Origin of the sequence: Micromonospora sp. NPDC049081 (assembly GCF_040648835.1) — a bacterium.
GTDB classification, from domain to species: Bacteria; Actinomycetota; Actinomycetes; order Mycobacteriales; family Micromonosporaceae; genus Micromonospora; species Micromonospora antibiotica.
Window position 1 is genome coordinate 123914 of the sequence record NZ_JBEZEK010000012.1, and the last position, 23078, is coordinate 146991.

Genomic DNA, 23078 nt, shown 5'->3' on the forward strand with positions numbered 1-23078 from the left:
GGTGGCCGGCCCGTTGTGTGGTCGGCTCAGCGGTGGTGCAGGGTGGCCACGATCAGGTTGGGGTCGGTCGCGGTGACGTAGGCGGCGCTGGCCACCAGGACCGTGTGCCCGCGTACGGCCACCGAGGTCGGGTTCTGGAGCCCGTCGGCACCGGTCAGCAGGGTCCGGGTCCGCCCGTCGGGGTCGATGTCGACCACCGTGTTGGGCCCGTTGAGGGCGGCGACGACCCGGCCGTCGGGGGCGAAGGCGAAGTCGTCGATGCCGACCAGCCCGGTCGCCCTGACCTCGATGGCACCCGGCCGGCCCGCCCGCAGCGGAATCCGCAGCAGGGTGCCCTGGTCCAGGTTGGTCGCCCAGACCGCGCCACCCCGGACCTTGACGCCGTTGACGCCGAGGAAACCGGTCGGGGCGAGCGCGGACACCGACGACCAGACCCGGGCGGGACCACCGGCCAGCGGGACGGTCGAGATGGTGCCGCGCACCGAGTCGGTGACGTAGAACGTCCGGCTCGTCGGGTCGAGCGCCAGCCCGTTCGGCAGCCCGTCGGCCGGTAGCGCGGCGATCCGCCGGGGCTTCTGACCCGGCGAAATCCGGTACAGACCCGTGCTGGCGGCGTCGCCGCTGGCGTACAGGACATAGATCGTGCCGTCGTCGGTGCGGACGATGCCGCTGGTCAGGGCGAAACCGAGCACGGGGGTGGCGACGCCGCCGTCGGCCGGCGCGGCCAGGGTGGCCAGCACCCGGGTCCGGCCGGCCGGGTCGACGGCGGCGACCTGCCGGGCCGCCGCGAACGTGAGGTAGGCCGTGCCGTCGGGGCCCAGGGTGATGTTCTCCGGCAGTTGCCCCCGCGTCAGGTCGAAGTGGACCGCGATCCGTGCCGCCGGGGCCGACCGGGCCGGGGCGACGGCGGAGGCCGGGACGCCCGCCGACGCCGGGACCGCCGACGGTACGGCCAGGGCGCCGGCCGCCGCAGCGGCCACCGCGAGGGTGAGGATTCTTCTGCGCATGGTTCGTCCTTCTGGTGAGGGGCCCGGGAGTGGGCCCGGTTTCGGGCGCGGACGGTCCGGCACCCGGTCAGGTGCCCTCGTCTCGCGGTGTCGGCGCAGCGTCGACCGGCCGGCTCACGCCGGCCCGCCGGTGCGGGTGGGGCAGCAGAGCCGCTCTGCTGCCCGGGTGGGGCGCGGGGTCAGCCGGATGCGGGCAACGGCTGCCGGTCGGCGGCCCGGCCGGTGACCGCCGTGTGCACGAGCAGCGTCATCGCCGCCTGGGACGGGGAACCCGGCGCGGTGGTGGCGACGACCAGCACCTGGTCGTCCTCGGTCCGCAGGGTCTGCTGGGTGACGGCCAGCACCCCGACCACCGGGTGTCGCATCTCGTAGCCGGCGTGGCCGCCGGCCTTGACCCGGTGGTCGGCCCACGCGGCGGCGAACTCGGGGCTGCGTACCGCCAGTTCGCCGACCAGCGCGGCGAGCAACGGGTCCGCCGGGTGCTGCCCGGAGGTCGCCCGCAGGGTCGCCACCACGGCTCGTGCCTTGGCCGGCCAGTCGACGTACAGGTCACGGGTGTGCGCGTCGAGGAAGATCAGCCGCGCCATGTTCGGCCGCCGGTCCGGTCGGTCCACCGCCGCCGGCTCCAGGTGCCCGGCGAAGAGGGCGTGCCCGGCGACGTTCCAGGCCAGCACGTCGAGGCGACGGCCGAGCACCAGCACGGGTACGTCGCCGAGTGCGGCGACCAGTTGCCGCACGGTCGGATCGACCCGCTCCGGCGGCGGCCGGCGGGTGACCGGGCGGCGACCACCGGCGGCCAGCCCGGACAGGTGGCGGCGTTCGGCGTCGTCGAGGCGCAGGGCCCGGCTGAGCGCGTCCAGCACCTCGGGGGAGGCGTTGGTGGCCAGGCCCTGCTCCAACCGGGCGTAGTAGGAGGCGCTGACCCCGGCCAGCAGGGCGAGCTCCTCCCGACGCAGCCCCGGCACCCGTCGCCGTCCGCCGTAGGTGACCACCCCGGCTTCCCCGGGGCTGAGCCGGGAGCGGCGCGAGCGGAGGAACTCGCCGAGCTGTCCTGATGCCTGCATGACTCCCAGTATTGGTGGCGGCCACCCGGCCAACCACACCCTGTCAGGGGTAGCCAGGACGCCCGGCTGCGTGACGGGATGGACACGTTCCGTCGATAAGTGTGGATCGGCTCATCCGGGCGGTACCCGTTTCCGTACCCCACCGCGGCGGGCGTACCCCGCGTCGGCCGGGAGGAGCATGACGGATGGACCGCAGACGGATGACAGCGATCGGCGTCGTGCTGGCGGCAGCGGGACTGACGGCGGCGGTCACCCTGCCGTCGTTCGCCGGGGACCAGGGCACGCCGAACGCCGGTGGGACCGGCCCGAAGGCCACCGGCGGGGTGGCTCCGGAGGTGGTGGACGCGCTCAGCCGTGACCTGCGGATCAGCCGGGACCAGGCGGTTCGGCGGTTGACCGCCGAGAAGCAGGCCACCGGGCGGTTGGCCCGGCTGCGGGCCGCCCTCGGCAACGACTACGGCGGGGCGTGGCTCAGCGACGACGGCTCCACCCTCAACGTGGCGGTCGCCGACCCGGCGCAGGCGCAGCGGGTCCGGGCCGCCGGTGCGGTGCCCAAGCCGGTGGACCGCGCGGTCACCGAGCTGGACGCGGCCAAGAGCCGGCTCGACTCGGTGGGTCGGCAGGCGTCCCCGGCGATCACCGGCTGGTACGTCGACGTCGCCACCAACTCCGTGGTGGTGCTCGCCCAGCCGGGTGCCGAGTCGCGGGCCCGCCGGTGGGCGGCGGGCAGCGGGGCCCCGGCCGGGGCGGTCCGGATCACCACCTCACGGGAGCAGCCGCGTCCACTGTTCGACCTGGTCGGCGGGGACCCGTTCTTCATCAACGACGTGGGCCGATGCTCGATCGGCTTCTCGGTGGTGGGCGGGTTCGTCACCGCCGGGCACTGTGGGCGGGTCGGCGACCGGACGACCGGCTTCAACCAGACCCAGCAGGGCGTCTTCGCGGCGTCGTCGTTCCCCGGGGACGACTGGGCGGTCGTGCGCACGAACGGCCAGTGGACCCCGCAGGGGGTGGTGAACGACTTCAACGGCGGCGTGGTGCCGGTCAACGGTTCCACCGAGATGCCGGTGGGGGCGTCGATCTGCCGTTCCGGCTCCACCACGGGGGCCCGCTGCGGTGTCGTCCAGGCCCGTAACGCCACCGTGAACTATCCGGAGGGGACGGTCACCGGGCTGACCCGCACCGACGTGTGCGCCGAACCGGGTGACTCCGGCGGTTCGTGGATCTCCGGCGACCAGGCGCAGGGTGTCACCTCCGGCGGTTCCGGTGACTGCACCGTCGGCGGGGTCACCTTCTTCCAGCCGGTCAACGAGATCCTGGAACGCAACAACCTGACCCTGGTGACCGCCGACGGCCGGCAGGACGCGCAGCCGCAGACCACCACCCGGATGCGGGCGCGGACCGCCGGGTCGGTGCGCTGACCGCACCACCCGCCGCGCCCCGCCCCCCTGCCGCTGTCGGCAGGCTGCGCCGGGGCCTCCGGTACCGCGACCCCCGACCCCCACCGCCCGGTGGTCGGGGGTCGCGCCGCGTCCGGGCCGCCCGGGGCGGCGGCACGGCGCTGGGCTGTTCGGGGGCTGGGCTGTTCGGCGCCGGGCGGGTCAGGGCAGGGCGGCGACGGCCCTGGCGTACGCGACGCCGGTGCTCACCGCCGCGTCGACCAGGATGCCGAGCTGTGTCGGGGCCACCCCGTGCGCCAGGTCGGTGGTGACGTCGCCGGCCAGCACCAGCTCACCGCCGGGCAGCTCGTGCACGTACGCCTTCGGCAGCAGCCGGTCGTGGTTCCAGGCGTTGCAGAACTCGTACGCCTCGGCGAGCCGTCCCGCCGCCAGCCGCCGGGCCGCCACCACCCGGGCGTGCAGGATCTCCCCGTGCCCGCCCAACAGGCGGAACTGCACGACCGCCTCGTCCCAGCGACCCACCACCACGCCTGCGGCGTCCACCGCGTACACGTCGCCCCGGACGTCGAGCACGGCGGTGAGCTGCGTCAGGCTCAGCGGGGCGGGCTCCTCGGCCGAGGGCAGGAACGGTTCGTCGTCGGGCTCGTCGACGCCGTCCGGCTCGGGCAGGGGCACCGGGTCACCGGTCGGTCGTCCGGCCAGCCAGGCGGCGATCCGGCCGGCGTGGTGGCCGGTGCCGTTGCGCGCGTCGAAGCTGCCCGCCAACCGGGTCGCCTCGGCGGACAGGTCGGTGCCGAGGGTCGCCACGTCCAGCTCGGCGGCGGGCCGGTCGCCGTGGCCGGGACGGCGTACCCGTCGACCGTCCCGGCCGGCCTCGACGGCGAGCGCGCAGACCAGCGCCCCGGCGGCGGCGAACTCCATCGCCGACAGGTCGTCGTAGGGGTGGTCCAGCCGGGGCAGCTGCTCGGCGAGGATGTCCAGGGCCCGGTCCGGGTGCCCGGCCAACGCGCAGAACCGCAACTGCGCGGCCAGGTACGGCAACGCCGCCCGCTCCCGCCGGTGCCGCCGGTACGCCCGCAGGTGCGCCGTCGCGGCCCGTGCGGTCGCCCCGGTGCGCAGCCACGGCAGCAGCCCCACCGCGAGGGCCCGTTCCGGCTGGTCGGTGCAGTCGACCCCACCGTCGAGCGCGGGGCGCAGCGTGTCCAGTGCGGCCCGGTCGTCGCCCCAACCGGCGAGCAGGTCGGCGCGGCGTACCAGCAGGCAGCCGGGGCAGCCGGCCTCCGGGTCCGCCTCGGCGGCCGTCCACCGCTCGTACCACTGGCGGGCGGTCGGCTCGTCGCCGCGGTGGTCGGCGAGCCGGCAGCGCAGCTGGGCGACCACACCCGCGTCCTCGCCGACCCGCCGGGCCAGCGCGTCGAGGAACGACTGCGCCAGGTCCAGCCCGATCCGGGGGGTGCCGATCGCCGCTTCCACCGCCTGCCGCAGGTGCCGCCGCAGCAGCTCCGCGTCGCCGGGCCGGCCGTCGAGCAGGTCGGGGGAGCCGTCGACGGCGGCCAGCAGGCGGCGTACCGGCTCGATGATCCGCCACCGCCCGCCGTACCGCAGGTACGCCGCCACCAGCGCGAACCGGGCGTCCAGGGCGGAGTGCGGGTCGCCGAGCGCGTCGGCGCGGGCGGCGATCCGGTCGAGTTCGGCCAGCCGGGCCTCGCCGTCGGGCAGATCCGCGGCCCCGGCGAGCGCGGACGCCAGGGCGGGATCGCGGCGGGCGGGTGGCCGGCCCGCCCCGGGGCGGAACCCGGCGGTCATCCGGGCGTCCCCCCGGGCAGCAGGCCGACGGCGGCGGCGAGCCGGCAGCCGGCGGTGATGCCGCAGTCGAGCAACTGGTCGAGCTGGTGCGGGGTGACCCCCCGTTCCAGGTCGGTGACCACCTCACCGCAGACCTGGGCCCGGCCGTCGTCGCCGACGTGCACGAACGCCTTGGGCCAGAGCTGGTCGTGGTTCCACGTGTTGCAGAACGCGTAGAGCGCCGGCACGTGGTCGATGCCGAACGTGGGTGCCGTCACGGTGCGGATCTGGAGCAGCTCGTCGAGGGTGCCCCGGCGCAGGAACCAGATCAGGCTGTCGTCCCAGCGGCCCACCAGCTCCCCGTCGTCGTCGGTGACCACGGCGTACCCCCGGTGGGCCAGCACGGCGGCGACCAGGTCGGCGGTCAGCGGACGCAGGGCCTGCGGGTGACCCGCCAGCGGGTCCGGACGGTCCGCGAAAGCAGGCGACGCCATCGGGCATCCCTTCTGAGGCGAATAACACGTCTGCGGGCGTGGTACGCGCTGCGACGCGCGGACACGACCCGGAAAAGCGGCGGTCTGCCGGGTAACGCCGTTACGGTGACTCTATGGCGGGCCGTACCTCTCAGGCGAGCCGGCGACGCGGCGCGTCGCCGCGCGGTACCACGAACAGTCGTGCCCGTCAGCCGGCGAAGAAGACCACCCGGGCGACGGCGCGACGGCGCCCGGCCCCCCGGCCCGCTCCGGCGGCCTACGTGGGTCGTGCCGTCGGGGCACTGTGGATGGGTCTGGCGCACGGGGTCGGGTGGGGGTTCCGGGCCGCCGGTCGGCAGGCGGCCTCGGCCCGGGAGTTGGACCCGGAGCACCGCCGTGACGGTGCCGGGCTGCTGCTGTTCGGCCTGGCCATCCTCAGCGCGGTGGCGATCTGGTTCTCCGGTGCCGGCCCGTTCGGTGCGCGCCTGGCCGACACCGTGCGCCTGTTCCTGGGCGCGATCGCGGTGGTGGTGCCGGTGCTGCTGATGATCGGCGCGTGGCGGCTGATGCGGACCCCGGTGGACCCGGAGCACCGGGGGCGTGGCCTGATCGGCTGGGGTTCCATGCTGGTGGCCACGGCGGCGATGCTGCACATCGGACAGAATCCGGTGGACCCGGTGCAGCGCGACTACGCCGGTGGCCTGGTCGGCGCCGGGATCGGGGACCTGCTGGAGCGGGGGGTCACCGCGTGGGTGGCCATGCCGCTGCTGATCCTGCTGCTCGTCTTCGGCCTGCTGGTGGTCACCGCCACCCCGATCAACAAGATCCCGGAGCGGCTCGGTCTGCTCGCCGGCACGCTGGTCGCCCCGCCCGACGCCCCGGCGGAGGACGAGGAACAGGAGGTGGCGGTCGCCCCGAAGCCGGCCCGCCGCCGGCCGGCCCGCAAGGCCGCCCCACCGCCGGTCGACCCGGACGACTTCGCCGACGTCGGCCCGGAGGTGGACCTCCAGGAGACGATCGTGCTGCCCCGCCGGCCGGCGAGCCGGGTGCCGGCCAGTCGCAAGCCGGTGGAGCCGCCGGAGCACTCCGCCCCGCCCACCCGGGCCGAGCAGCTCGCGCTGACCGGGTTGGCCGGCGACTACGTGCTGCCGCCGGCCAACATGCTCACCGGTGGCGCGGCCCCGAAGACCCGCAGCAAGGCCAACGACGAGGTGATCGCCGCGCTGACCGGCGTCTTCGACCAGTTCGGGGTGGACGCCGAGGTCACCGGCTTCACCCGGGGCCCGACCGTCACCCGTTACGAGGTCGAGCTGGGCCACGGGGTCAAGGTCGAGCGGATCACCCAGCTTTCCCGCAACATCGCGTACGCGGTGAAGTCGCCCGACGTGCGGATCCTCAGCCCCATCCCGGGCAAGAGCGCGGTCGGGGTGGAGATCCCCAACACCGACCCGGAGAACGTGGCCCTCGGTGACGTGCTGCGGTCCCGGGCCGCCACCAGCGACCACCATCCGATGGTGGTGGCCCTCGGCAAGGACATCGAGGGCGGCTTCGTGGTGGCCAACCTCGCGAAGATGCCGCACATCCTGATCGCCGGGGCCACCGGCGCGGGCAAGTCGAGCTGCCTCAACACCCTGCTGGTGTCCATCCTGACCCGGGCCACGCCGGACGAGGTGCGGCTGCTGCTGATCGACCCGAAGCGGGTCGAGATGACCGGGTACGAGGGCATCCCGCACCTGGTCACCCCGATCGTGACCAACGCCAAGAAGGCCGCCGACTCGCTGGACTGGGTCGTCCGCGAGATGGACATGCGTTACGACGACCTCGCCGCCAACGGGGTCCGGCACATCGACGACTTCAACCGCAAGGTGCGCAACGGCGAGATCAAGGCCCCGCCGGGCAGCGAGCGGGAGATGCGGCCGTACCCGTACCTGCTGGTGATCGTGGACGAGTTGGCCGACCTGATGATGGTCGCCCCGCGCGACGTGGAGGACTCGGTCGTCCGGATCACCCAGCTCGCCCGCGCCGCCGGCATCCACCTGGTGCTGGCCACCCAGCGGCCGAGCGTCGACGTGGTGACCGGCCTGATCAAGGCGAACGTGCCGTCCCGGTTGGCGTTCGCCACCTCGTCGCTCGCCGACTCCCGGGTCATCCTCGACCAGCCGGGCGCGGAGAAGCTGCTCGGCCGGGGTGACGGGCTGTTCCTGCCGATGGGCGCGTCGAAGCCGGTCCGCATCCAGGGCGCCTGGGTGACCGAGCGTGAGATCGCCGACGTGGTGAAGTTCTGCAAGGACCAGCGGGAGCCGGAGTTCCGCTCCGACGTGCTGGCCCCGGCGCAGGACAACAAGAAGAAGATCGACGAGGACATCGGCGACGACCTTGACCTGCTGGTGCAGGCGGTGGAGCTGGTGGTGACCTCGCAGTTCGGCTCGACCTCGATGCTCCAGCGCAAGCTGCGGGTCGGGTTCGCCAAGGCGGGCCGGTTGATGGACCTGATGGAGACCCGGGGAGTGGTCGGCCCGTCCGAGGGCTCCAAGGCCCGCGACGTGCTGGTCAAGCCGGACGAGCTGGAAGAGGTCCTCGACGGCCTGCGCGGCGACGTGGACTGACCCGGGCGGGGCCGGTCGGTGCGACGGTCCCACCGGTCGGGTCCGCAACGGACCGTGAGCGTGAGCGTGCGACGGTTCGTGGACGTGCGATGGACCGTCGCCGTGCGATGGACCGTGGACGTGCGATGGACCGTGGACGTGCGATGGACCGTGGACGTGCGACGGGCCCGCCGGGATGCCGGCGGGCCCGTTCGCGGGAAGGCGTCAGTCAGCTGTTCATCATGGCGCTGACGATCACCAGGCTGAGGATGATGGCCACCACGTTCGCGGCGGCGGCGTACCAGCCCAGCGGCTTGTCGCCGAGCACCGCGCCGACGATGCCGAGCACCAGGCCGATGACACCGAAGATGACCGGGGCGATCAGCAACGCGACGACGGCGAAGACGAACGCCAGGATGGTGCAGATGCGGGCGGCGTTGGTGCGCGGGCGGGCGGGTGCGTGGGTGTCGGCCATGACGTCCTCCGTGGTCGGGAACATGAGTGCTGTGGTGATCGATCACTACCCACACCGGACGGAAACTACGCACCCGGCGGCGACATCCCACCCGACCCACTTCCGCGCCGACACCGAATTCCGGTCGATCGGGGCCCGCCGGTGTGGCAGGGTCACCCGGTGCCGGCATCCCGTCGTGACCTGTTGCGGTCGCAGTTCGAGCTGACCTGGTCCCTGTTCGAGTACCACCTGGAGCGCCTGGAGCCGGCGGACCTGCTCTGGGAACCCGCGTCGCACTGCTGGACGATGCGTCCGGCCGCCGACGGCGGGTGGGTGCCGGACTGGGCGGAGGTCGAGCCCGACCCGGTCCCCGTCCCGACGGTCGGCTGGATCACCTGGCACATCGGTTGGTGGTGGACGGTCGCGGCCGACCACGCGCGGGGGCACAGGCCCCGGGAGCGTACCGAGATCGGCTGGCCGGGTGACCGGGACCGGACGGTGGCGTGGCTGGGTGACCTGCGTACCACCTGGTTGGCGGTGTTCGACCAGCTCGGCGACGCCGACCTCGATGCGACCGCGTCGTTCCCGTGGCGGGACGACCCCGCGTACACCGTCGCCCACATGATCGCCTGGGTGAACGCCGAGCTGATGAAGAACGTCGCCGAGATCGGCCAACTCCGGTTGCTGCGGCACGCGAGCCGGCCCTGACCCGTCGGCCGGTCCCGGGGAGCCGGCCCGGCAGCCGGCCCGGCCGTCCACGGGCAGCCGGCCCGGCCGTCCACTGGCAGCCGGGACCGGCCGTCCGCCGGCAGCCGGCCCGGCCGCGGGCGTGGGGCGGCTCAGTGGAAGAGCTTGAGGCCGACCACACCGGCCACCACCAGCAGCAGGCTGAGCAGTCGGGGCAGGCTCGTCGACTCGCCGAGGGTCACCATGCCGACCACGGCGGTGCCGACGGCCCCGATGCCGACCCAGACCGCGTAGCCGGTGCCGACGGGGATGTCGCGCAGCGCGTACGCCAGGCCGGCCATGCTGGCGACCAGGGTGACCGCGAAGACGGCCGAGGGGAGCGGTCGGGTGAATCCGGCGCTGCGGTCGAGGGAGACCGCCCACGCGGTCTCCAGGAGTCCGGAGAGCACCAGCACGATCCAGGCCATCGGGCATCACCTCGGGGGTGCGGGTCCCGGACCGGCCGGGACGAGTCGGTTGGTCACGGGGCGTCTTGGCCTGACCGGGTACGCCCACGACTCGTCCGGGGTGGCTGCGGGCCGGTAGGAGCCGCGGCACCGACCTGCCCACGCGGCCACCACGACCGACGCTAGCACCGCCGGCCGGCGGGGTGGGGTGATCCTCCCCACCACACCTTGAGCTGAAGTCAGCTTGAGGTTGCAGCATGGGGAACATGACGCTGCTCTTCGACGACCGGCAGGTCGCCGCCACCCTGGACGCGCCGACCACCGTCGCGGCGATGCGGGACGCCCTGCTGGCCGCCCACGCCGGCCGGCTCGTCGCCCCGCCCCGGGCGTCCGCACCGCTGGCCGGCGGGCGGATGGTGCTCACCGCCGGGCAGCTCACCGACGAGTGGTACGGCTTCCGCTCCTACGACACCCTCGGCCACCCGGCCGGCGAGCAGCTGGTGGTGCTGCACGACGCCCGGACGGGGGCGGTCCGGGCCATCGCCGTCGGCGCGGAACTCGGCTCCCGGCGTACCGGCGGGCTGGGCGCGGTGGCGGTCGACGCCCTGGCCCGCCCGGACGCCACCACCCTGGGCGTGATCGGCTCCGGCGGGCAGGCGTGGACGCAGGTGTGGGCGACCGCCGCCGTCCGGCCCCTGCGCGAGGTGACCGTGCACAGCCGCTCGGCGGCCCGCCGCGAGGCGTTCGCCGCCCGGGTCCGCGCCGAACTGGGGATCCCCGCCCGCGCCGTCGGCTCGGCCGCCGAGGCGGTCCGCGACCGGGACGTGGTGGTCCTCGCCACCACCAGCGTCACCCCGGTGCTGGCGGCCACCGACCTCGCCCCGGGCACCCACGTCAACACCGTCGGCTTCAAGCAGGTGCACCGGCACGAGTTCGGCACCGACCTGCTCGACGCCGCCGACGTGCTGGTCACCGACTCGCCGGCCCAGGCGGCGGCGTACGACCCGCCGATGTTGACCGCCGTCGGGCCGTACCCGGGACGGTTGCGTGACCTGGGGGCGGTGCTGGCCGGGGCGGTCCCCGGCCGGACCGGCGCGGACCAGGTGTCGGTGTTCTGCTCCACCGGCCTGGCCGGCACCGAGGTCGCCCTGCTGGACCGCCTGGTCCGGGTGGGCGCGACGACGGTCTGACCGGCGGTACGTCGGCTGCGGCGGGCGGGTGCACCATGATCGGATTGCAGTTCCGGCGAGTGTTCCCGGCGTGTCGTGCGCATTTTCGTCATTTGATCAACGATGGGCCGGGCGGCGGGGTGAACCGGCCTACACCGCACGCCGCCGTCGGTCGGGCCCGCTCCCGCGCCCGGTACCCTCGGATGGTGTCTGCCACCCCCACGCCTGACAACGCCGGCCCGACGCCCCGCCGCGACCTGGCGCCGCCGTCCGCCGACGGCCGACGGGTCGCCCTGCTGACCCTGGGCTGCGCCCGCAACGAGGTCGACTCGGAGGAGTTGGCCGCCCGGCTGCACGCCGACGGCTGGCAGGTCACCACCGACGGCGAGGGTGCCGACGTGGTGGTCGTCAACACCTGTGGGTTCGTGGAGAAGGCCAAGCAGGACTCGATCCAGACCCTGCTCGCCGCCGCCGACACCGGGGCCAAGGTGGTCGCCGCCGGCTGCATGGCCGAGCGGTACGGCCGGGAGTTGGCCGACAGCCTCCCCGAGGCGCAGGCGGTGCTCAGCTTCGACGACTACCCGGACATCGCCGCCCGGCTCGACTCGGTGCTCGCCGGCGAGGCGATCGGCGCGCACACCCCCCGGGACCGGCGCGAACTGCTGCCGCTCACCCCGGTCGCCCGGCGGGAGTCGGCGGTGTCGCTGCCCGGCCACGGCACCCCCACCCGGGTCGCGCCGGAGACCGACGCGCACACCCCGGCGCACCTGCGGCAGGTGCTGCGCCGTCGGCTCGACACCGGCCCGGTGGCCTCGCTGAAGCTGGCCAGCGGCTGCGACCGGCGGTGCGCGTTCTGCGCGATCCCCGCGTTCCGGGGCGCGTTCGTCTCGCGTACCCCCGACGAGCTGCTCGCCGAGGCGGAGTGGCTGGCCAAGACCGGCGTCCGCGAGCTGGTGCTGGTCAGCGAGAACTCGACGTCGTACGGCAAGGACCTGGGTGACCCGCGGGCGCTGGAGAAGCTGCTGCCGCAGCTCGCCGCGATCGACGGCATCGTCCGGGTGCGGGCCAGCTACCTCCAGCCCGCCGAGACCCGTCCCGGCCTGGTCGAGGCGATCGCCACCACCCCCGGCGTGGCCCCCTACTTCGACCTGTCGTTCCAGCACTCCAGCGAGCCGGTGCTGCGCCGGATGCGCCGGTTCGGCTCCACCGACCGGTTCCTGGAGTTGCTGGCCAGCGCCCGTGCCCTCGCCCCCGAGGCGGGTGCGCGGAGCAACTTCATCGTCGGGTTCCCCGGCGAGACCAAGCAGGACGTGGCCGAGCTGGTCCGGTTCCTGACCGACGCGCGGCTCGACGCGATCGGCGTGTTCGACTACAGCGACGAGGACGGCACCGAGGCCGCCGGGCTGCCCGGCAAGCTCTCCGCCGCCACCGTCAAGCGCCGCTACGACCGGCTCGCCGCGCTCGCCGACGAGCTGTGCTCGCAGCGGGCCGAGGAGCGGCTCGGCAGCACGGTCGAGGTGCTCGTCGACACCGTCGACGACGGCGTGGTGGAGGGGCGGGCGGCGCACCAGGCCCCCGAGGTCGACGGCTCGACCACCCTGGTCGCCCCGGTCGGCGGCGGGGTCGACCTGGCCGCGTTGCGCCCCGGTGACCTGGTGCGGGCCACGGTCACCGCGACCGAGGGCGTCGACCTGGTGGCCGTGCCGGATGAGATGATCTCGGCGGCGCCCGGCGCGGAACGGTGACGGTGGGCCCGGACGGAGCGGGGGAGCCAGGTGGGGCGGTGCCAGGTGGGCCTCGACGACCGGAGCGGGGCGCGGCGGTGACCGGGGCGGCGGAGTCCGCGCCGCCGGTGGCCCGGGTGCCGGTGCTCAACGCGGCCAACGGGCTGACCCTGCTGCGGTTGGTGCTGGTGCCCGTCTTCGCCGCGTCGGTGGTCGCCTCCGGGATGACCCACACCGGGTGGCGGATCGCCGCCTGCCTGATCTTCGCGTTCGCCTCGATGACCGACCTGGTGGACGGCTGGATCGCCCGCCGGTTCGGTCTGGTCACCTCGGTCGGCAAGGTGGCCGATCCGATCGCCGACAAGGCGCTCACCGGCGCGGCCCTGGTGCTGCTGTCCGTCTACGACCGGTTGCCCTGGTGGGTGACGGTGCTGATCCTCGTCCGTGAGTTGGGCATCACCGGGCTGCGGTTCTGGGTGATCCGGCACGGCGTGATCGCCGCCAGCCGGGGCGGCAAGCTCAAGACGGCGCTGCAGATCCTGGCCATCGCCTGGTACCTGTGGCCGATGCCGGCCGCCCTGGTCGCCGTCGGCCCCTGGATCATGGCCGCCGCCGTGCTGGTCACCGTGGTCACCGGCTTCGACTACGTCGCCCAGGCCCTGCGCCTGCGCCGGCCCCGCCCCTGACCGGGACTTCCCGGCCCCGCAGCCCGCACCGCGCGGCCCGCGCGTAGCCGGCGTCGATCCCGGCCGCCGCCCCCGTCGGCTCCCGGCCCCCCGCCGCAATCCCGGGGCGGCGGGACGGCTGTCCCTGCCGCCCGGGACGCCCCGCCCAGCAGAGTCGGCACCGCACCGGCCCCAGTGGCCCGGTGCGGCGTCGGCCCGACCGGGTCGACGCCCGGCGACGGCGGGCGGGGTTGCGCCCGGTGGCGGGAGGAGCAGCGGTGCGGACAGCGACGAGACATGCCCGGGGACGGTCCCCGGGCGGCGGGTGGCGCAGCCGCCGGCTGTGGGCGGCCGGCCTGACGGCGGTGCTGGCGGTCACCATGCACCAGAGTCCGGCCCGCGCCGCCGACCCGGTGCCGTTCGACGAGCAGGCGGTGCACGGGGCGCTGTTCGGGGCCGTCGTGCAACTACGCGACGCCGGGGCCGTCGGGCTGAAGGACGCGCTGCTCACCGCTGAGCTACTCGACTGGCGTACCGGCCAGCCGGGTGCCGACGCGACGCAGGTGGCCGGGCACGTGACCACCACCCGGGCGGTCGCCGACGCGGCGGTCAGCGACGCGCGGGCCGAGGACCGGTCCCGGTTCGCGGTGGCGATGGCGGTGCTGGCCCGGCTCGGCGAGTCCACCGGCGCGGTGACCACCGGCCCGGCGGTGCGGGCCTTCCTGGCCAGCACGGTCGGCGCGGAGGGCGCGAACGTGGTGCCGGACGCGTTGAACCTGGTCCGGGGCGGTTACCAGGACGCGGCGTGGAACGCCCGCTCCCGGGACCTGGTCCAGGACACCTGGCGGGAGCTGCACCGGCGGGCCGCCACCGACGACGCGCTGGCCACCGGCTGGGACAGCGCCTTCGCGGGACGGACCGGCACCGGGGTGCGTACCCCGGTCGACGGGTTGCTGGCCGCGCGGATCCACGAGCCGCGCGCCGACGGCAACACCGGCACCCTCGGCTACTACGTGCCGCTGTCCGCGATCCGCGACGTCCGTGGTGACCCGACCGCCTTCAAGGCGCTGGTGCAGGAGCGGGCGTACGCGACGCTGAAGGTGCTCGACACCGACGGCAACAACCGGATCACCGAGGTGGTCGGCTACGCCAACACGTACCCGCTCAACCAGGACCCGAAGCCGAGCCAGGCGGTGGTCGACGCGGAGAAGGCGAAGACCGAGTCGAACCGCAAGATCTTCGAAGGGCTCGGGTCCACCGTCACGGTGCTGTCCACCCTGGTCGGCTTCGTCGACAAGAAGTTCGGTAAGCAGCTGGAGACCATCGGCAAGGCCGTGGTGACCTCGGTGACCGCGATCAACACGTACGTGACGACGGTGCTCGGGCAGGGGCTGACCATGGCCGCGACGGCGATGGGCACGGCGGTGCTGACCGGCAACCTGCTCGGCGCGGCGGTGAGCCTGATCGGCCTGTTCGCCGGGGGCGGTGACCCGAACGCCGCGATCCAGGCGGAGATCGGCAAACTGCGCCAGCAGATCGACCGGCTCGCCAAGGGCATCGACAAGCGGTTCGACCGGATCGAGTCGGCGCTCAAGGAGATGTACGCCGGGCTGGTCGCCCAGCTCGACGCGCTCACCAAGGGCCTCGACGAGGTACGCGCCAACCTGGGCCGGATCGCCACCCAGTTGCAGACCATCGAACGCAAGGTCGACTCGATGGCGCTCGCCACCCACGTGGCCCTGGAGAACATCGCCAAGAGCCAGCTCAACCAGGTGATCACCACGTACGTGCACCACAAGGAGATCACCGGGCAGCCGATCCCGGACTACCTGGGCACCTACTACCCGAAGGCCGAGTCGCCGACCTTCACCTTCGCCACCGTCAACGCCTCCGACGAGGGCACCTTCACCGCGCCGGCCGGGACCAGCCTCGCCGACCCGGTCAGCGTGCTCGACACCCACCTGCCCGCCGGCTCGATCAACTACCTCGGCCAGTGGGCGCGTAACCGGGTCGGTGGCACCTGGACCGTCGGCCCGGTCGCCAACGCCGCCGCCTGGACCACCGCCGCCCGGATCTACAACATCCTGCAACTGGAGAACCCGCAGTTCGCCGCCCAGGTGGCCGCCGGGCGGGGCGACGCCGTCGCCGAGACCGGCCGGACCATCAACGAGCGGGTGCGGCAGTTCAGCCAGCCGGCCGCCGACGGCAGCACCAACCCGTTGTTCACCGCGCTGATGGCCGACTACCGCACCGCGGCCGCCGGCTGGAACGCCCAGGTGGAGAACGTGCGCAAGGCGGTGGTCTGGAACGGCAGCGACACCCTGCCGGTGCACGACATGTGGGGCAGCCCGGACCAGGAGATCCCGGCCGCGAACCGGATTCCCGAGGCCGAGTCGATCGGCGGGTGCAGCGCGAGCCGGGTCAGCCGGCCGATCCCGTCGACGGTACGCCGCAGCAACCTGCCCAACGCGTTCCACCTGGCCCGCCACGCCATGCCGCCGGGGCACGCCCCGGAGTTCTCCACCTGCTACGACGCGAACTTCGTCAACGTGGAGGAGCACGAGGGGCCCCGGTTCCAGACCACCACCGGCGACCTCCAGATCACCCTGCGGTCGCGGGTGAAGTGGGCCGGCGGGGACTGGCAGGAGGTGCAGACCGCCACCCGCGTGTTCCCCATCGGCACGTTCTGCTCGTGGGACGTCCGGTCCCCGATCCCGCAGGGCTACTGCTACGACGAGAACAAGTACCTCACCGACCGGTGGGCGGGCACGTACAAGCCGGCGTTCGAGTCGGCGGCGATCCCCGTCGTCGCCACCCAGGCGACGTCGGCCCGCAGCAAGGCCGCCGCGATGCTGTCCGGCCGGCAGAAGTACTTCTACCGGGTGATGCGGGCCGGCACCGGGCCGAACCCGCCGAGCAGCGACACCTGGGAGGTGTCCCGGGTGCTCTGGCAGAAGGGCAAGGCGGTCGCGGACGCGCTGCGGCTGTTGCAGGCGTACACCGAGCTGGGCTGGGGCACCGCGCTGGAACTCGACGACAGCCTCGCCGGCCTGCTCTTCGGGGGCAACGGGTTGCCCGCCGACTACAGCCGTCCGCGTAGTGACGCCGACCAGTCGGGCCACCAGCACCTGCGTAACGCGATGGCGCAGGCGGTGGACAACTACGCCGACTGCGTCCAGACGTTCGACTGGAATCCGTGCGAGGGGGAGCGGTCGGGCTTCGACCCGCTGCGTGACCAGGGCCAGTACGGTGCCGGCTGCGTCCAGGCCAGCGTGCCGGACAAGCCGCGTGACCCGCTGAGCGCCTGCCTGGCCAGCGCGGCGTTCGTCCGGGTCGGCCAGCTCGGCCAGCGGTACGACCACTGGTCGTCCCGGGTGCGTTCCGGCGGGCACACCGAGGGGCTGCCGGAGGTGACCGCGGCGACCGACATGACCCGGGCGACCACGGTGAGCATGCATCCGGCGGGCTGACCGCCCACGGACGCCCGACGTGGTCGGGTGACGCCGATCGGTCCCGCCGACCCGGGACGAATGTCCCGGGTCGGCGGGACGACCCCTGGATGACGATGGTTCGACCGTTCACCGACGACCGCCGGTCCACCCGGCGGTGCCACTGTGGACGGTCGACCACCTACGCTGCGGCGGAGCGGGTGCCGGGAGACCCGCCCCGCCGTCCACGCACCGGCATCCAAGGAGTGATCATGACGCTGAGCGCTGGCGACGACCGACGGATCCTGTTGATCGCCACCAACGACACGTTCTGCCACGTCTACCAGAACCTGGCCGACCTGCTGTCGACCGCCGACCTCGGCGAGAAGCTCGCCGGGGCGGTCGAGTTCTTCGACGTCACCGGCCGACGGCTGCACCCCGTCTTCTCCGCCGACTGGCGGCTGGAGGAGTTGCAGGCCGGCACCGGCCCGGCGGAGCCGGAGGCCGTCCGGAACCGGTTGGCCACGGTGGTCGCGCACGTGACGCAGTACGTCCACGACCACCCGGACGTGCTCGTCCGCTCCCGGATCTCGCTGGAGAGGGCGCTGTCCGAGCTGCCCCGCCTCGACGACCCGGACCTGTCCGAGATCATCGGGGCCCTGCCGGAACACCTCGAACACGACTCCGGCAACTGGCTGCACAACGCCATGCACGCCGCCGGTTGGGCCGACTGACCCACCCGATCCCACCACCGACGACCAACCCCCGGAGGGCCTGCCGTGCCGTCGCCGATCGCCGCGCTGTCCCCGTCCCGCCGGGTCCTGGCCGGGGCGGGCCTGGTCGTCGCCGGGCTCGTCCTGGCCGGGCAGTGGTGGTACCCGCAGCCGGCGGCGCTCGGGCCGGCAGCGCTGACCGGCACGATCGCGGTCGCGTTCACCGCGCTCGGCGGGTTGGTGCTCGCCGGGCTGCCCGGTCACCCGGTGGGCCGGCTGATGCTGGCCGCCGGACTCGTCGCCGGGGCGGCGGTGCTGGCGTTGAGCTGGCCCGCGGTCACCCCGCTGGCCTGGCTGGGGCAGTGGCTCTGGTGGCCGCCGTACGGCCTGATCTTCCTGGCCCTGCTGGTCTTCCCGGACGGCCGGCTGCCGGGCCGGGGATTCCGGCCGGTCGCGGTCGGGCTGGTGGTCACCACGGTGGTGGTGGCCGTGGCGCTGGCGGTGGCCGCCACCAGCGACCCCCGGGGCCTGCTGCTGTCCGCCACGACGGCCGCCGACCCGACCGCGCGGCTGCTGGTCCGGGTCGCCCTGCTGACCGTCGCGGTCGAGTTGCTGCTGGTGGCCGCCGTGCTGGTGGGGCTCGCCCGGCGCTGGCGGCGGGCCGTCGGCGAGGCCCGTCAGCAGCTGGCCTGCCTGCTGGCCGCCGGTGCGCTGTTCCTGCTCGGCTTCCTGTTGGACTGGCTCAACCTCTCCGGCGCGTGGGTGCTGATGGTGATCGCGATCCCGGGCGCGATGACCCTGGCGGTGCTGCGTCACCGGCTCTACGGGCTGGAACAGGTGATCAACCGGACCCTGGTCTGGCTGGTGATGAGCCTGCTGGTGATCGCCGCCTTCGTCGGGGTCGTCGCGCTGCTGCGGGACCTCGTGCTGCGCGGGGACACGTCGAACGCGTCTCTGGTGGCCACCGGCCTGATCGCGGTGACCTTCGAGCCGCTGCGGCACCGGGTGCAGCGTGGGGTGAACCGGCTGCTCTACGGCGACCGTGACGAGCCGTACGCGGTGCTGGCCCGCCTCGGTGACCTGCTGGAGCGGACGGTCCAGCCGGAGGCGGTGCTGCCGCTGCTGACCGGCACCATCGCCCGTTCGCTCCAGGTGCCGTACGTGGCGGTGGAACTCGGCGGGGAGCACGCCGACGACGGGCGGCCCGGCCGGGTGCACGCCGCGCACGGCCAGGCCACCACCGCCCTGGAACGCTTCGACATGGTGACCCACGGGGAGTGGGTGGGGCGGCTGGTGGTGGCCCGCCGGGCAGCCGGTACCCGGTTCACCCCGGTCGAGCGGCGGCTGCTCAGTGACGTCGCGATGCACGCCTCGGTGGCCGCCGCGACCGCCCGGCTCATCCGTGACCTGCGGGACTCCCGGGAGCGCCTGGTGACGGCCCGGGAGGAGGAACGTCGTCGGCTGCGTCGGGACCTGCACGACGGCCTCGGTCCGACCTTCGCCGGCATGTCCATGCAGGTACGCGCGGCCCGCAAACTCGCCACCGCCGACCAGGACCGGCTGACCCGCATCCTCGACGGGCTCGCCGACGACCTGCTCACCTGCACCAGCGAGGTACGCCAACTGGTCGACCAGCTCCGTCCGGCCGCCCTGGACCGGGGGTTGGAGTCGGCGCTGCGGGCCGAGTGCCAGCGCTTCGACGGTCCGACGCTGACGGTCCGGTTGAGTGTCGCGGACGCCCTGCACCGGTTGCCGGCCGCCGTCGAGGTGGCGGCGTACCGGATCGTCGGTGAGGCGCTGGCCAACACGGCCCGGCACGCCGGGGCGGCCTGCTGCGACGTGGTGGTGCGCCGGGGCCGGGCGCTGGTCGTCGAGGTGTCCGACGACGGCACCGGCATCGTCGCCCGCCGCCCCGGCGGGGTGGGCCTGGACTCGATCCGGGAACGGGCCGCCGAACTGGGCGGCGACTGCGAGTTCGTCGACCGGTCCCCGCACGGCACCCTGGTCCGGGTCCGCCTCCCCCTCCCACCCCCACCCCCACCCCTCCCACCCCCACCCCCACCCAGCCTGCCCCCGCCCCCACCCCGCCTGCCCCCGGTGATCAAGAGGTTTGCGTCAGAATTCGCCCGGAGGATGACGCGAACCTCTTGATCACCGCGAGCGGGCCGGATCCGGAGCGGGGCGGGGCGGGTGGGGGTCGGGGGGAGGAAGGCTCGGCGGGAGGGGGAGGGCAGTGACGGGAGACGGGGCTCGTGGCGGGGCGGTGCGGGTGCTGGTCGTGGACGACCACCCGGTGGTCCGCCGTGGCCTGCGCACCATGCTGGAGGGCGAGACCTGGGTCGACGGCGTCGTGGAGGCGGCCACCTGTGCCGAGGCGGTCGGCATCGCGCTGACCGAGCCGGTGGGGGTGGTCGCGATGGACGTGGCGCTGCCCGACGGCGACGGCGTGGAGGCGACCCGCCGGATCGTGCAGGCCCGACCGGAGACCCGGGTGCTGATGGTGACCATGTCCGACGACGAGGACGTGGTCGGCCGGTCGCTGCGGGCCGGTGCCCGGGGTTACGTGCTCAAGGACACCGACCCGGACGTGATCGTCGATGCGCTGCGTACGGTGGCGGGCGGCGGGCTCGTCCTCGGCCCCCGGATCGGCCCACAGGTGCTGACCAGCCTGCGCCGCCAGCCGGTCGAGCTGCCGCCCCCGTTCGACCGGCTCACCCCCCGGGAGCGGGACATCCTGCGCAGGCTGGCCGCCGGTGACACCAACGCCCGGATCGCCCGGCACTTCGGGCTGAGCGAGAAGACGGTCCGCAACCAGCTCTCGGCGGTCTTCGCCAAGCTCGGCGTCGCCGACCGGGTCCAGGCCGCCCTGCTGGCCCGGGACGCCGGCCTCACCGGCTGACCCGCCCGGTCCCGGCTGACCCGCCCGGCCTCACCGGCTGAACCGCCGGCCCCGGCTGGCCGGCCCGTCCCGGCGGACCTGCCCACCCCGGCGGACCCGCCGGCCCCGGCGGACCCGCCCGGCCGGCAGCCCCGCCAGCCCTGACGGACCCGCCCACCCAGGCGGGCCGTCGGCACCGGCACCGGCACCGATGATCAGGTGGGACAGCATGACCAGCCCTGACGGACTCGCCCACCCCGGCGGGCCGTCGGCCCCGGCACCGGCACCGGCAGCGATGATCAGGTGGGAGAGCATGAGTAGCGGGATGGACTCGGGGAAGGAGGACGGCATGGGGACCGATGCGAAGTACGAGCAACCGGTGGGCAGCCCCGCGGCGGGGGTGGTGCACAGCCTGCGTGAGCGGCAGCAGACCCTGGCCACCGTCGAGTCCCTGACCGGCGGGCTGCTGGCCGCCGCGATCGTGGACGTCGCCGGAGCCAGCGCCGTCTACCGGGGTGGACTGGTGACGTACGCCACGCAGTTGAAGGCGGAGCTGGCCGACGTACCCGAGGAGTTGCTGGCCGAACGCGGGCCGGTCGATCCGGACGTGGCCATCGCCCTGGCCGAGGGGGGTCGGCGGCGCTGCGCCACCGACTGGGGGTTGGCCACCACCGGGGTGGCCGGTCCCGAGCCGCAGGACGGCAGACCGGTCGGCCTGGTCTATGTCGCGGTGGCCGGCCCGGGTGGCCCGGTGGTCCGTCGGCTGGACCTCGACGGGGGGCGGGAGCACATCCGGGCGGCCACGGTGATCGAGGCGTTACGCCTGGTGGCGGCGCGGATCCACCGGGCCTTCCCGGAAACCGGGCCGGGCCCGCGCACCGGGCCGACGGCCACCGTCCCCCCGGCCGGTGCGGGCCGTCGCTGACCAGCCTTGTCCAGATCCGACAGCCGGGGTGGGATGTCGCCGGGCCCACCAACGGGTACGGTTGCGGGAAGGCTCCGGCGTACGGCGTCGGCGGCGGCGCGGTCCACCGCGTCCGGCGCGGGCGACCATCCGCCCGGAGAGTGAATCCCGTCAGGGGGAGGTGCGATGGTCCTGCTACGCCGGGTGATCGGTGACGCACTTCGGGCGCGCCGCCAGGGTCAGCACCGCACCCTGCGCGAGGTCTCCACCGCCGCCAACGTCAGCCTCGGTTACCTGTCCGAGATCGAGCGCGGCCAGAAGGAACCCTCAAGCGAGCTGCTCGCCGCCATCTGTGACGCGCTCGGTGCCCGCCTGTCCGAGTTGTTGCGCGAGGTGAGCGACACCGTCGCGCTCGCCGAGCAGTTGCCGGGCGTGCTCATGCCGGTGCAGGACGACCCGGCCGCCGCCGGAAGTGTGCGCAAGGCCACCGGCCGGGGCGTGCGTCAGGTGACCACCGACGGCGCGGTCGCCGTCTCGGTCCGCCAGGACTCCCCGCTGAAGGCCACCCTGCGTAGCTCCCGGGTCCGTCCCAGCGACCGTGACGTGGTCTGCGCCGCCTGACCCCCGTCCGGTCCCGTGGCCGGGGTGGCCGACGCCGCGTAGTGTTGATCGCAGGTCGCCGGAGCACTCCCGCAGCCCGAACGACCCTGTTGGCGTCGGGCTGCGACGATGGGGCGCTCCGTCCGGCCCGTCCGGCCCCGGCGTGGCCGAGGCGCAGCGACGCTACTGAGGGGATACCGCGGAGATGGCGAACCCGTTCGTCAAGGGCTGGAAGTACCTGATGGCGCTCTTCGGTGCCAAGATCGACGAGCACGCCGATCCCAAGGTGCAGATCCAGCAGGCCATCGAGGACGCGCAGCGTCAACACCAGGCGCTGGTCCAGCAGGCGGCGGCGGTGATCGGCAACCAGCGGCAGCTGGAGATGAAGCTCTCCCGGCAGATGACCGAGGTCGAGCGGCTCCAGGGCAACGCCCGGCAGGCACTGGTCCTCGCCGACCAGTCCCGGGCCAAGGGCGACGAGGTCGAGGCCGGTCGCTACGAGCAGTCCGCCCAGGTGCTCGCCACCCAGCTGGTCTCGGCCGAGCAGGCCACCGAGGACCTCAAGACCCTGCACGACCAGGCGCTCGGTGCCGCCGCCCAGGCCCGGCGCGCGGTCGAGAACAACTCCATGATCCTCCAGCAGAAGCTCGCCGAGCGGACCAAGCTGCTCAGCCAGCTCGAACAGGCCAAGATGCAGGAGAGCGTGGCCCGTTCGCTGGAGTCGATGTCCTCGATGACCGCGCCGACCAACACCCCCTCGCTGGACGAGGTACGCGACCGCATCGAGCGCCGCTACGCCAACGCGATGGGCCGTGCCGAGCTGGCCGGCAACTCCGTCGAGGGGCGGATGTTGGAGATCCAGAAGTCGACCCTGGACAGCGCCGGTTCGTCCCGGCTGGAGCAGATCCGGGCCAGCATGGCCGGTGACCAGCTCGGTGGCCGGCAGGAGCAGCCGGCGGTGCAGCAGCAGGCCCAGCCGGCCGCCCCGACGGCCGACCCGGCCGCCGCCGCCCGGCTGGACGAGATCAGGGCCAGCATGGGCCGCGACCGCGGCGTGGGGGACACCACCGCCGGCTGAGCGGCCGGCACGAGGAGG

At 74.2% G+C, this 23078-nt stretch carries 20 protein-coding genes and 1 riboswitch; of the genes, 13 read left to right on the forward strand and 7 right to left on the reverse strand.

What is annotated here, in order from left to right; all coding sequences use genetic code 11:
• Window positions 1–26: 26 nt before the first annotated feature.
• Both AB0B63_RS19095 and AB0B63_RS19100 read right to left on the reverse strand, forming a co-directional pair.
• Entirely contained in the window at window positions 27–1007 is a 981-nt protein-coding gene (locus tag AB0B63_RS19095; RefSeq protein ID WP_357020306.1) for a hypothetical protein, read from the reverse strand.
• A gap of 179 nt (window positions 1008–1186) precedes the next feature.
• Complete coding sequence (locus AB0B63_RS19100) at window positions 1187–2071, reverse strand: helix-turn-helix transcriptional regulator (RefSeq protein WP_357020309.1); 885 nt, start codon at window positions 2069–2071, stop codon at window positions 1187–1189.
• 185 nt (window positions 2072–2256) lie between these two features.
• Here AB0B63_RS19100 and AB0B63_RS19105 point away from each other — a divergent pair, with 185 nt between their 5' ends.
• On the forward strand, window positions 2257–3492 hold the full coding sequence (locus AB0B63_RS19105; protein ID WP_357020312.1) for a S1 family peptidase: 1236 nt from the start codon (window positions 2257–2259) through the stop codon (window positions 3490–3492).
• 180 nt (window positions 3493–3672) lie between these two features.
• Here AB0B63_RS19105 and AB0B63_RS19110 read toward each other — a convergent pair whose 3' ends face one another.
• Both AB0B63_RS19110 and AB0B63_RS19115 read right to left on the reverse strand, forming a co-directional pair.
• Complete coding sequence (locus tag AB0B63_RS19110; RefSeq protein WP_357020315.1) at window positions 3673–5277, reverse strand: YbjN domain-containing protein; 1605 nt, start codon at window positions 5275–5277, stop codon at window positions 3673–3675.
• On the reverse strand, window positions 5274–5750 hold the full coding sequence (locus AB0B63_RS19115) for a YbjN domain-containing protein (protein WP_357020318.1): 477 nt from the start codon (window positions 5748–5750) through the stop codon (window positions 5274–5276). The genes AB0B63_RS19110 and AB0B63_RS19115 overlap by 4 nt, the downstream gene beginning before the upstream one ends.
• A gap of 113 nt (window positions 5751–5863) precedes the next feature.
• On the opposite strand from AB0B63_RS19115, the gene AB0B63_RS19120 reads away from it, so the two are divergent.
• Entirely contained in the window at window positions 5864–8335 is a 2472-nt protein-coding gene (locus AB0B63_RS19120) for a DNA translocase FtsK 4TM domain-containing protein (protein ID WP_357020321.1), read from the forward strand.
• 208 nt (window positions 8336–8543) lie between these two features.
• Here AB0B63_RS19120 and AB0B63_RS19125 read toward each other — a convergent pair whose 3' ends face one another.
• The gene (locus tag AB0B63_RS19125) at window positions 8544–8789 is read right to left on the reverse strand and encodes a hypothetical protein (protein WP_208569332.1); all 246 of its coding nucleotides are present in this window, start codon (window positions 8787–8789) and stop codon (window positions 8544–8546) included.
• A gap of 159 nt (window positions 8790–8948) precedes the next feature.
• On the opposite strand from AB0B63_RS19125, the gene AB0B63_RS19130 reads away from it, so the two are divergent.
• Window positions 8949–9476, forward strand: coding sequence for a DinB family protein (locus AB0B63_RS19130; protein ID WP_357020325.1), 528 nt, complete (start codon window positions 8949–8951; stop codon window positions 9474–9476).
• A gap of 131 nt (window positions 9477–9607) precedes the next feature.
• On the opposite strand, the gene AB0B63_RS19135 is transcribed toward AB0B63_RS19130, so the two are convergent.
• Complete coding sequence (locus AB0B63_RS19135; RefSeq protein WP_357020328.1) at window positions 9608–9922, reverse strand: SMR family transporter; 315 nt, start codon at window positions 9920–9922, stop codon at window positions 9608–9610.
• Window positions 9923–9976: 54 nt separating this feature from the next.
• Window positions 9977–10040, reverse strand: a riboswitch (guanidine-III (ykkC-III) riboswitch).
• A gap of 127 nt (window positions 10041–10167) precedes the next feature.
• On the opposite strand from AB0B63_RS19135, the gene AB0B63_RS19140 reads away from it, so the two are divergent.
• From AB0B63_RS19140 to AB0B63_RS19170, 7 genes are all read left to right on the forward strand, one after another.
• Window positions 10168–11091, forward strand: coding sequence for an ornithine cyclodeaminase family protein (locus AB0B63_RS19140; RefSeq protein WP_357020448.1), 924 nt, complete (start codon window positions 10168–10170; stop codon window positions 11089–11091).
• 182 nt (window positions 11092–11273) lie between these two features.
• A complete protein-coding gene (rimO, locus tag AB0B63_RS19145; RefSeq protein ID WP_244253048.1) occupies window positions 11274–12815 on the forward strand; it encodes a 30S ribosomal protein S12 methylthiotransferase RimO in 1542 nt (513 codons plus the stop codon).
• A gap of 77 nt (window positions 12816–12892) precedes the next feature.
• Window positions 12893–13480, forward strand: a complete 588-nt coding sequence (pgsA, locus tag AB0B63_RS19150) for a CDP-diacylglycerol--glycerol-3-phosphate 3-phosphatidyltransferase (protein WP_208569374.1) — start codon at window positions 12893–12895, stop codon at window positions 13478–13480.
• Window positions 13481–13737: 257 nt separating this feature from the next.
• Window positions 13738–16929 carry a hypothetical protein gene (locus tag AB0B63_RS19155; RefSeq protein ID WP_357020332.1) on the forward strand — a complete coding sequence of 1064 codons (3192 nt, stop codon included), beginning with the start codon at window positions 13738–13740 and terminating at the stop codon, window positions 16927–16929.
• Between the two features lie 230 nt (window positions 16930–17159).
• Window positions 17160–17621: a hypothetical protein gene (locus AB0B63_RS19160; protein ID WP_219468526.1), complete on the forward strand. Its 462-nt coding sequence runs from the start codon at window positions 17160–17162 to the stop codon at window positions 17619–17621.
• 45 nt (window positions 17622–17666) lie between these two features.
• Window positions 17667–19751: a histidine kinase gene (locus AB0B63_RS19165; RefSeq protein ID WP_357020336.1), complete on the forward strand. Its 2085-nt coding sequence runs from the start codon at window positions 17667–17669 to the stop codon at window positions 19749–19751.
• Between the two features lie 82 nt (window positions 19752–19833).
• Window positions 19834–20499, forward strand: a complete 666-nt coding sequence (locus AB0B63_RS19170) for a response regulator transcription factor (protein ID WP_208569336.1) — start codon at window positions 19834–19836, stop codon at window positions 20497–20499.
• Window positions 20500–20529: 30 nt separating this feature from the next.
• Here the strand turns inward: AB0B63_RS19170 and AB0B63_RS19175 are convergent, their stop codons facing one another.
• A complete protein-coding gene (locus tag AB0B63_RS19175; protein ID WP_357020340.1) occupies window positions 20530–20829 on the reverse strand; it encodes a hypothetical protein in 300 nt (99 codons plus the stop codon).
• Between AB0B63_RS19175 and AB0B63_RS19180 the strand changes: the two genes are divergently transcribed.
• The 3 genes from AB0B63_RS19180 (at window position 20828) to AB0B63_RS19190 (ending at window position 23060) form a co-directional block, all read left to right on the forward strand.
• Window positions 20828–21403 carry a CinA family protein gene (locus AB0B63_RS19180; RefSeq protein WP_208569338.1) on the forward strand — a complete coding sequence of 192 codons (576 nt, stop codon included), beginning with the start codon at window positions 20828–20830 and terminating at the stop codon, window positions 21401–21403. The genes AB0B63_RS19175 and AB0B63_RS19180 overlap by 2 nt on opposite strands.
• Window positions 21404–21568: 165 nt before the next feature.
• On the forward strand, window positions 21569–22003 hold the full coding sequence (locus AB0B63_RS19185; RefSeq protein WP_208569339.1) for a helix-turn-helix transcriptional regulator: 435 nt from the start codon (window positions 21569–21571) through the stop codon (window positions 22001–22003).
• 184 nt (window positions 22004–22187) lie between these two features.
• A complete protein-coding gene (locus AB0B63_RS19190; protein ID WP_208569340.1) occupies window positions 22188–23060 on the forward strand; it encodes a PspA/IM30 family protein in 873 nt (290 codons plus the stop codon).
• The last annotated feature ends 18 nt before the right edge of the window (window positions 23061–23078 follow it).

Bases quoted from the DNA above. Each gene is read 5' to 3' on its own strand.
- AB0B63_RS19095 (WP_357020306.1), bottom strand. From the start codon at position 1,007: ATGCGCAGAAGAATCCTCACCCTCGCGGTGGCCGCTGCGGCGGCCGGC.
- AB0B63_RS19100 (WP_357020309.1), bottom strand. From the start codon at position 2,071: ATGCAGGCATCAGGACAGCTCGGCGAGTTCCTCCGCTCGCGCCGCTCC.
- AB0B63_RS19105 (WP_357020312.1), top strand. From the start codon at position 2,257: ATGGACCGCAGACGGATGACAGCGATCGGCGTCGTGCTGGCGGCAGCG.
- AB0B63_RS19110 (WP_357020315.1), bottom strand. From the start codon at position 5,277: ATGACCGCCGGGTTCCGCCCCGGGGCGGGCCGGCCACCCGCCCGCCGC.
- AB0B63_RS19115 (WP_357020318.1), bottom strand. From the start codon at position 5,750: ATGGCGTCGCCTGCTTTCGCGGACCGTCCGGACCCGCTGGCGGGTCAC.
- AB0B63_RS19120 (WP_357020321.1), top strand. From the start codon at position 5,864: ATGGCGGGCCGTACCTCTCAGGCGAGCCGGCGACGCGGCGCGTCGCCG.
- AB0B63_RS19125 (WP_208569332.1), bottom strand. From the start codon at position 8,789: ATGGCCGACACCCACGCACCCGCCCGCCCGCGCACCAACGCCGCCCGC.
- AB0B63_RS19135 (WP_357020328.1), bottom strand. From the start codon at position 9,922: ATGGCCTGGATCGTGCTGGTGCTCTCCGGACTCCTGGAGACCGCGTGG.
- AB0B63_RS19140 (WP_357020448.1), top strand. From the start codon at position 10,168: ATGACGCTGCTCTTCGACGACCGGCAGGTCGCCGCCACCCTGGACGCG.
- rimO (WP_244253048.1), top strand. From the start codon at position 11,274: ATGGTGTCTGCCACCCCCACGCCTGACAACGCCGGCCCGACGCCCCGC.
- AB0B63_RS19160 (WP_219468526.1), top strand. From the start codon at position 17,160: ATGACGCTGAGCGCTGGCGACGACCGACGGATCCTGTTGATCGCCACC.
- AB0B63_RS19180 (WP_208569338.1), top strand. From the start codon at position 20,828: ATGGGGACCGATGCGAAGTACGAGCAACCGGTGGGCAGCCCCGCGGCG.
- AB0B63_RS19175 (WP_357020340.1), bottom strand. From the start codon at position 20,829: ATGCCGTCCTCCTTCCCCGAGTCCATCCCGCTACTCATGCTCTCCCAC.
- AB0B63_RS19185 (WP_208569339.1), top strand. From the start codon at position 21,569: ATGGTCCTGCTACGCCGGGTGATCGGTGACGCACTTCGGGCGCGCCGC.
- AB0B63_RS19190 (WP_208569340.1), top strand. From the start codon at position 22,188: ATGGCGAACCCGTTCGTCAAGGGCTGGAAGTACCTGATGGCGCTCTTC.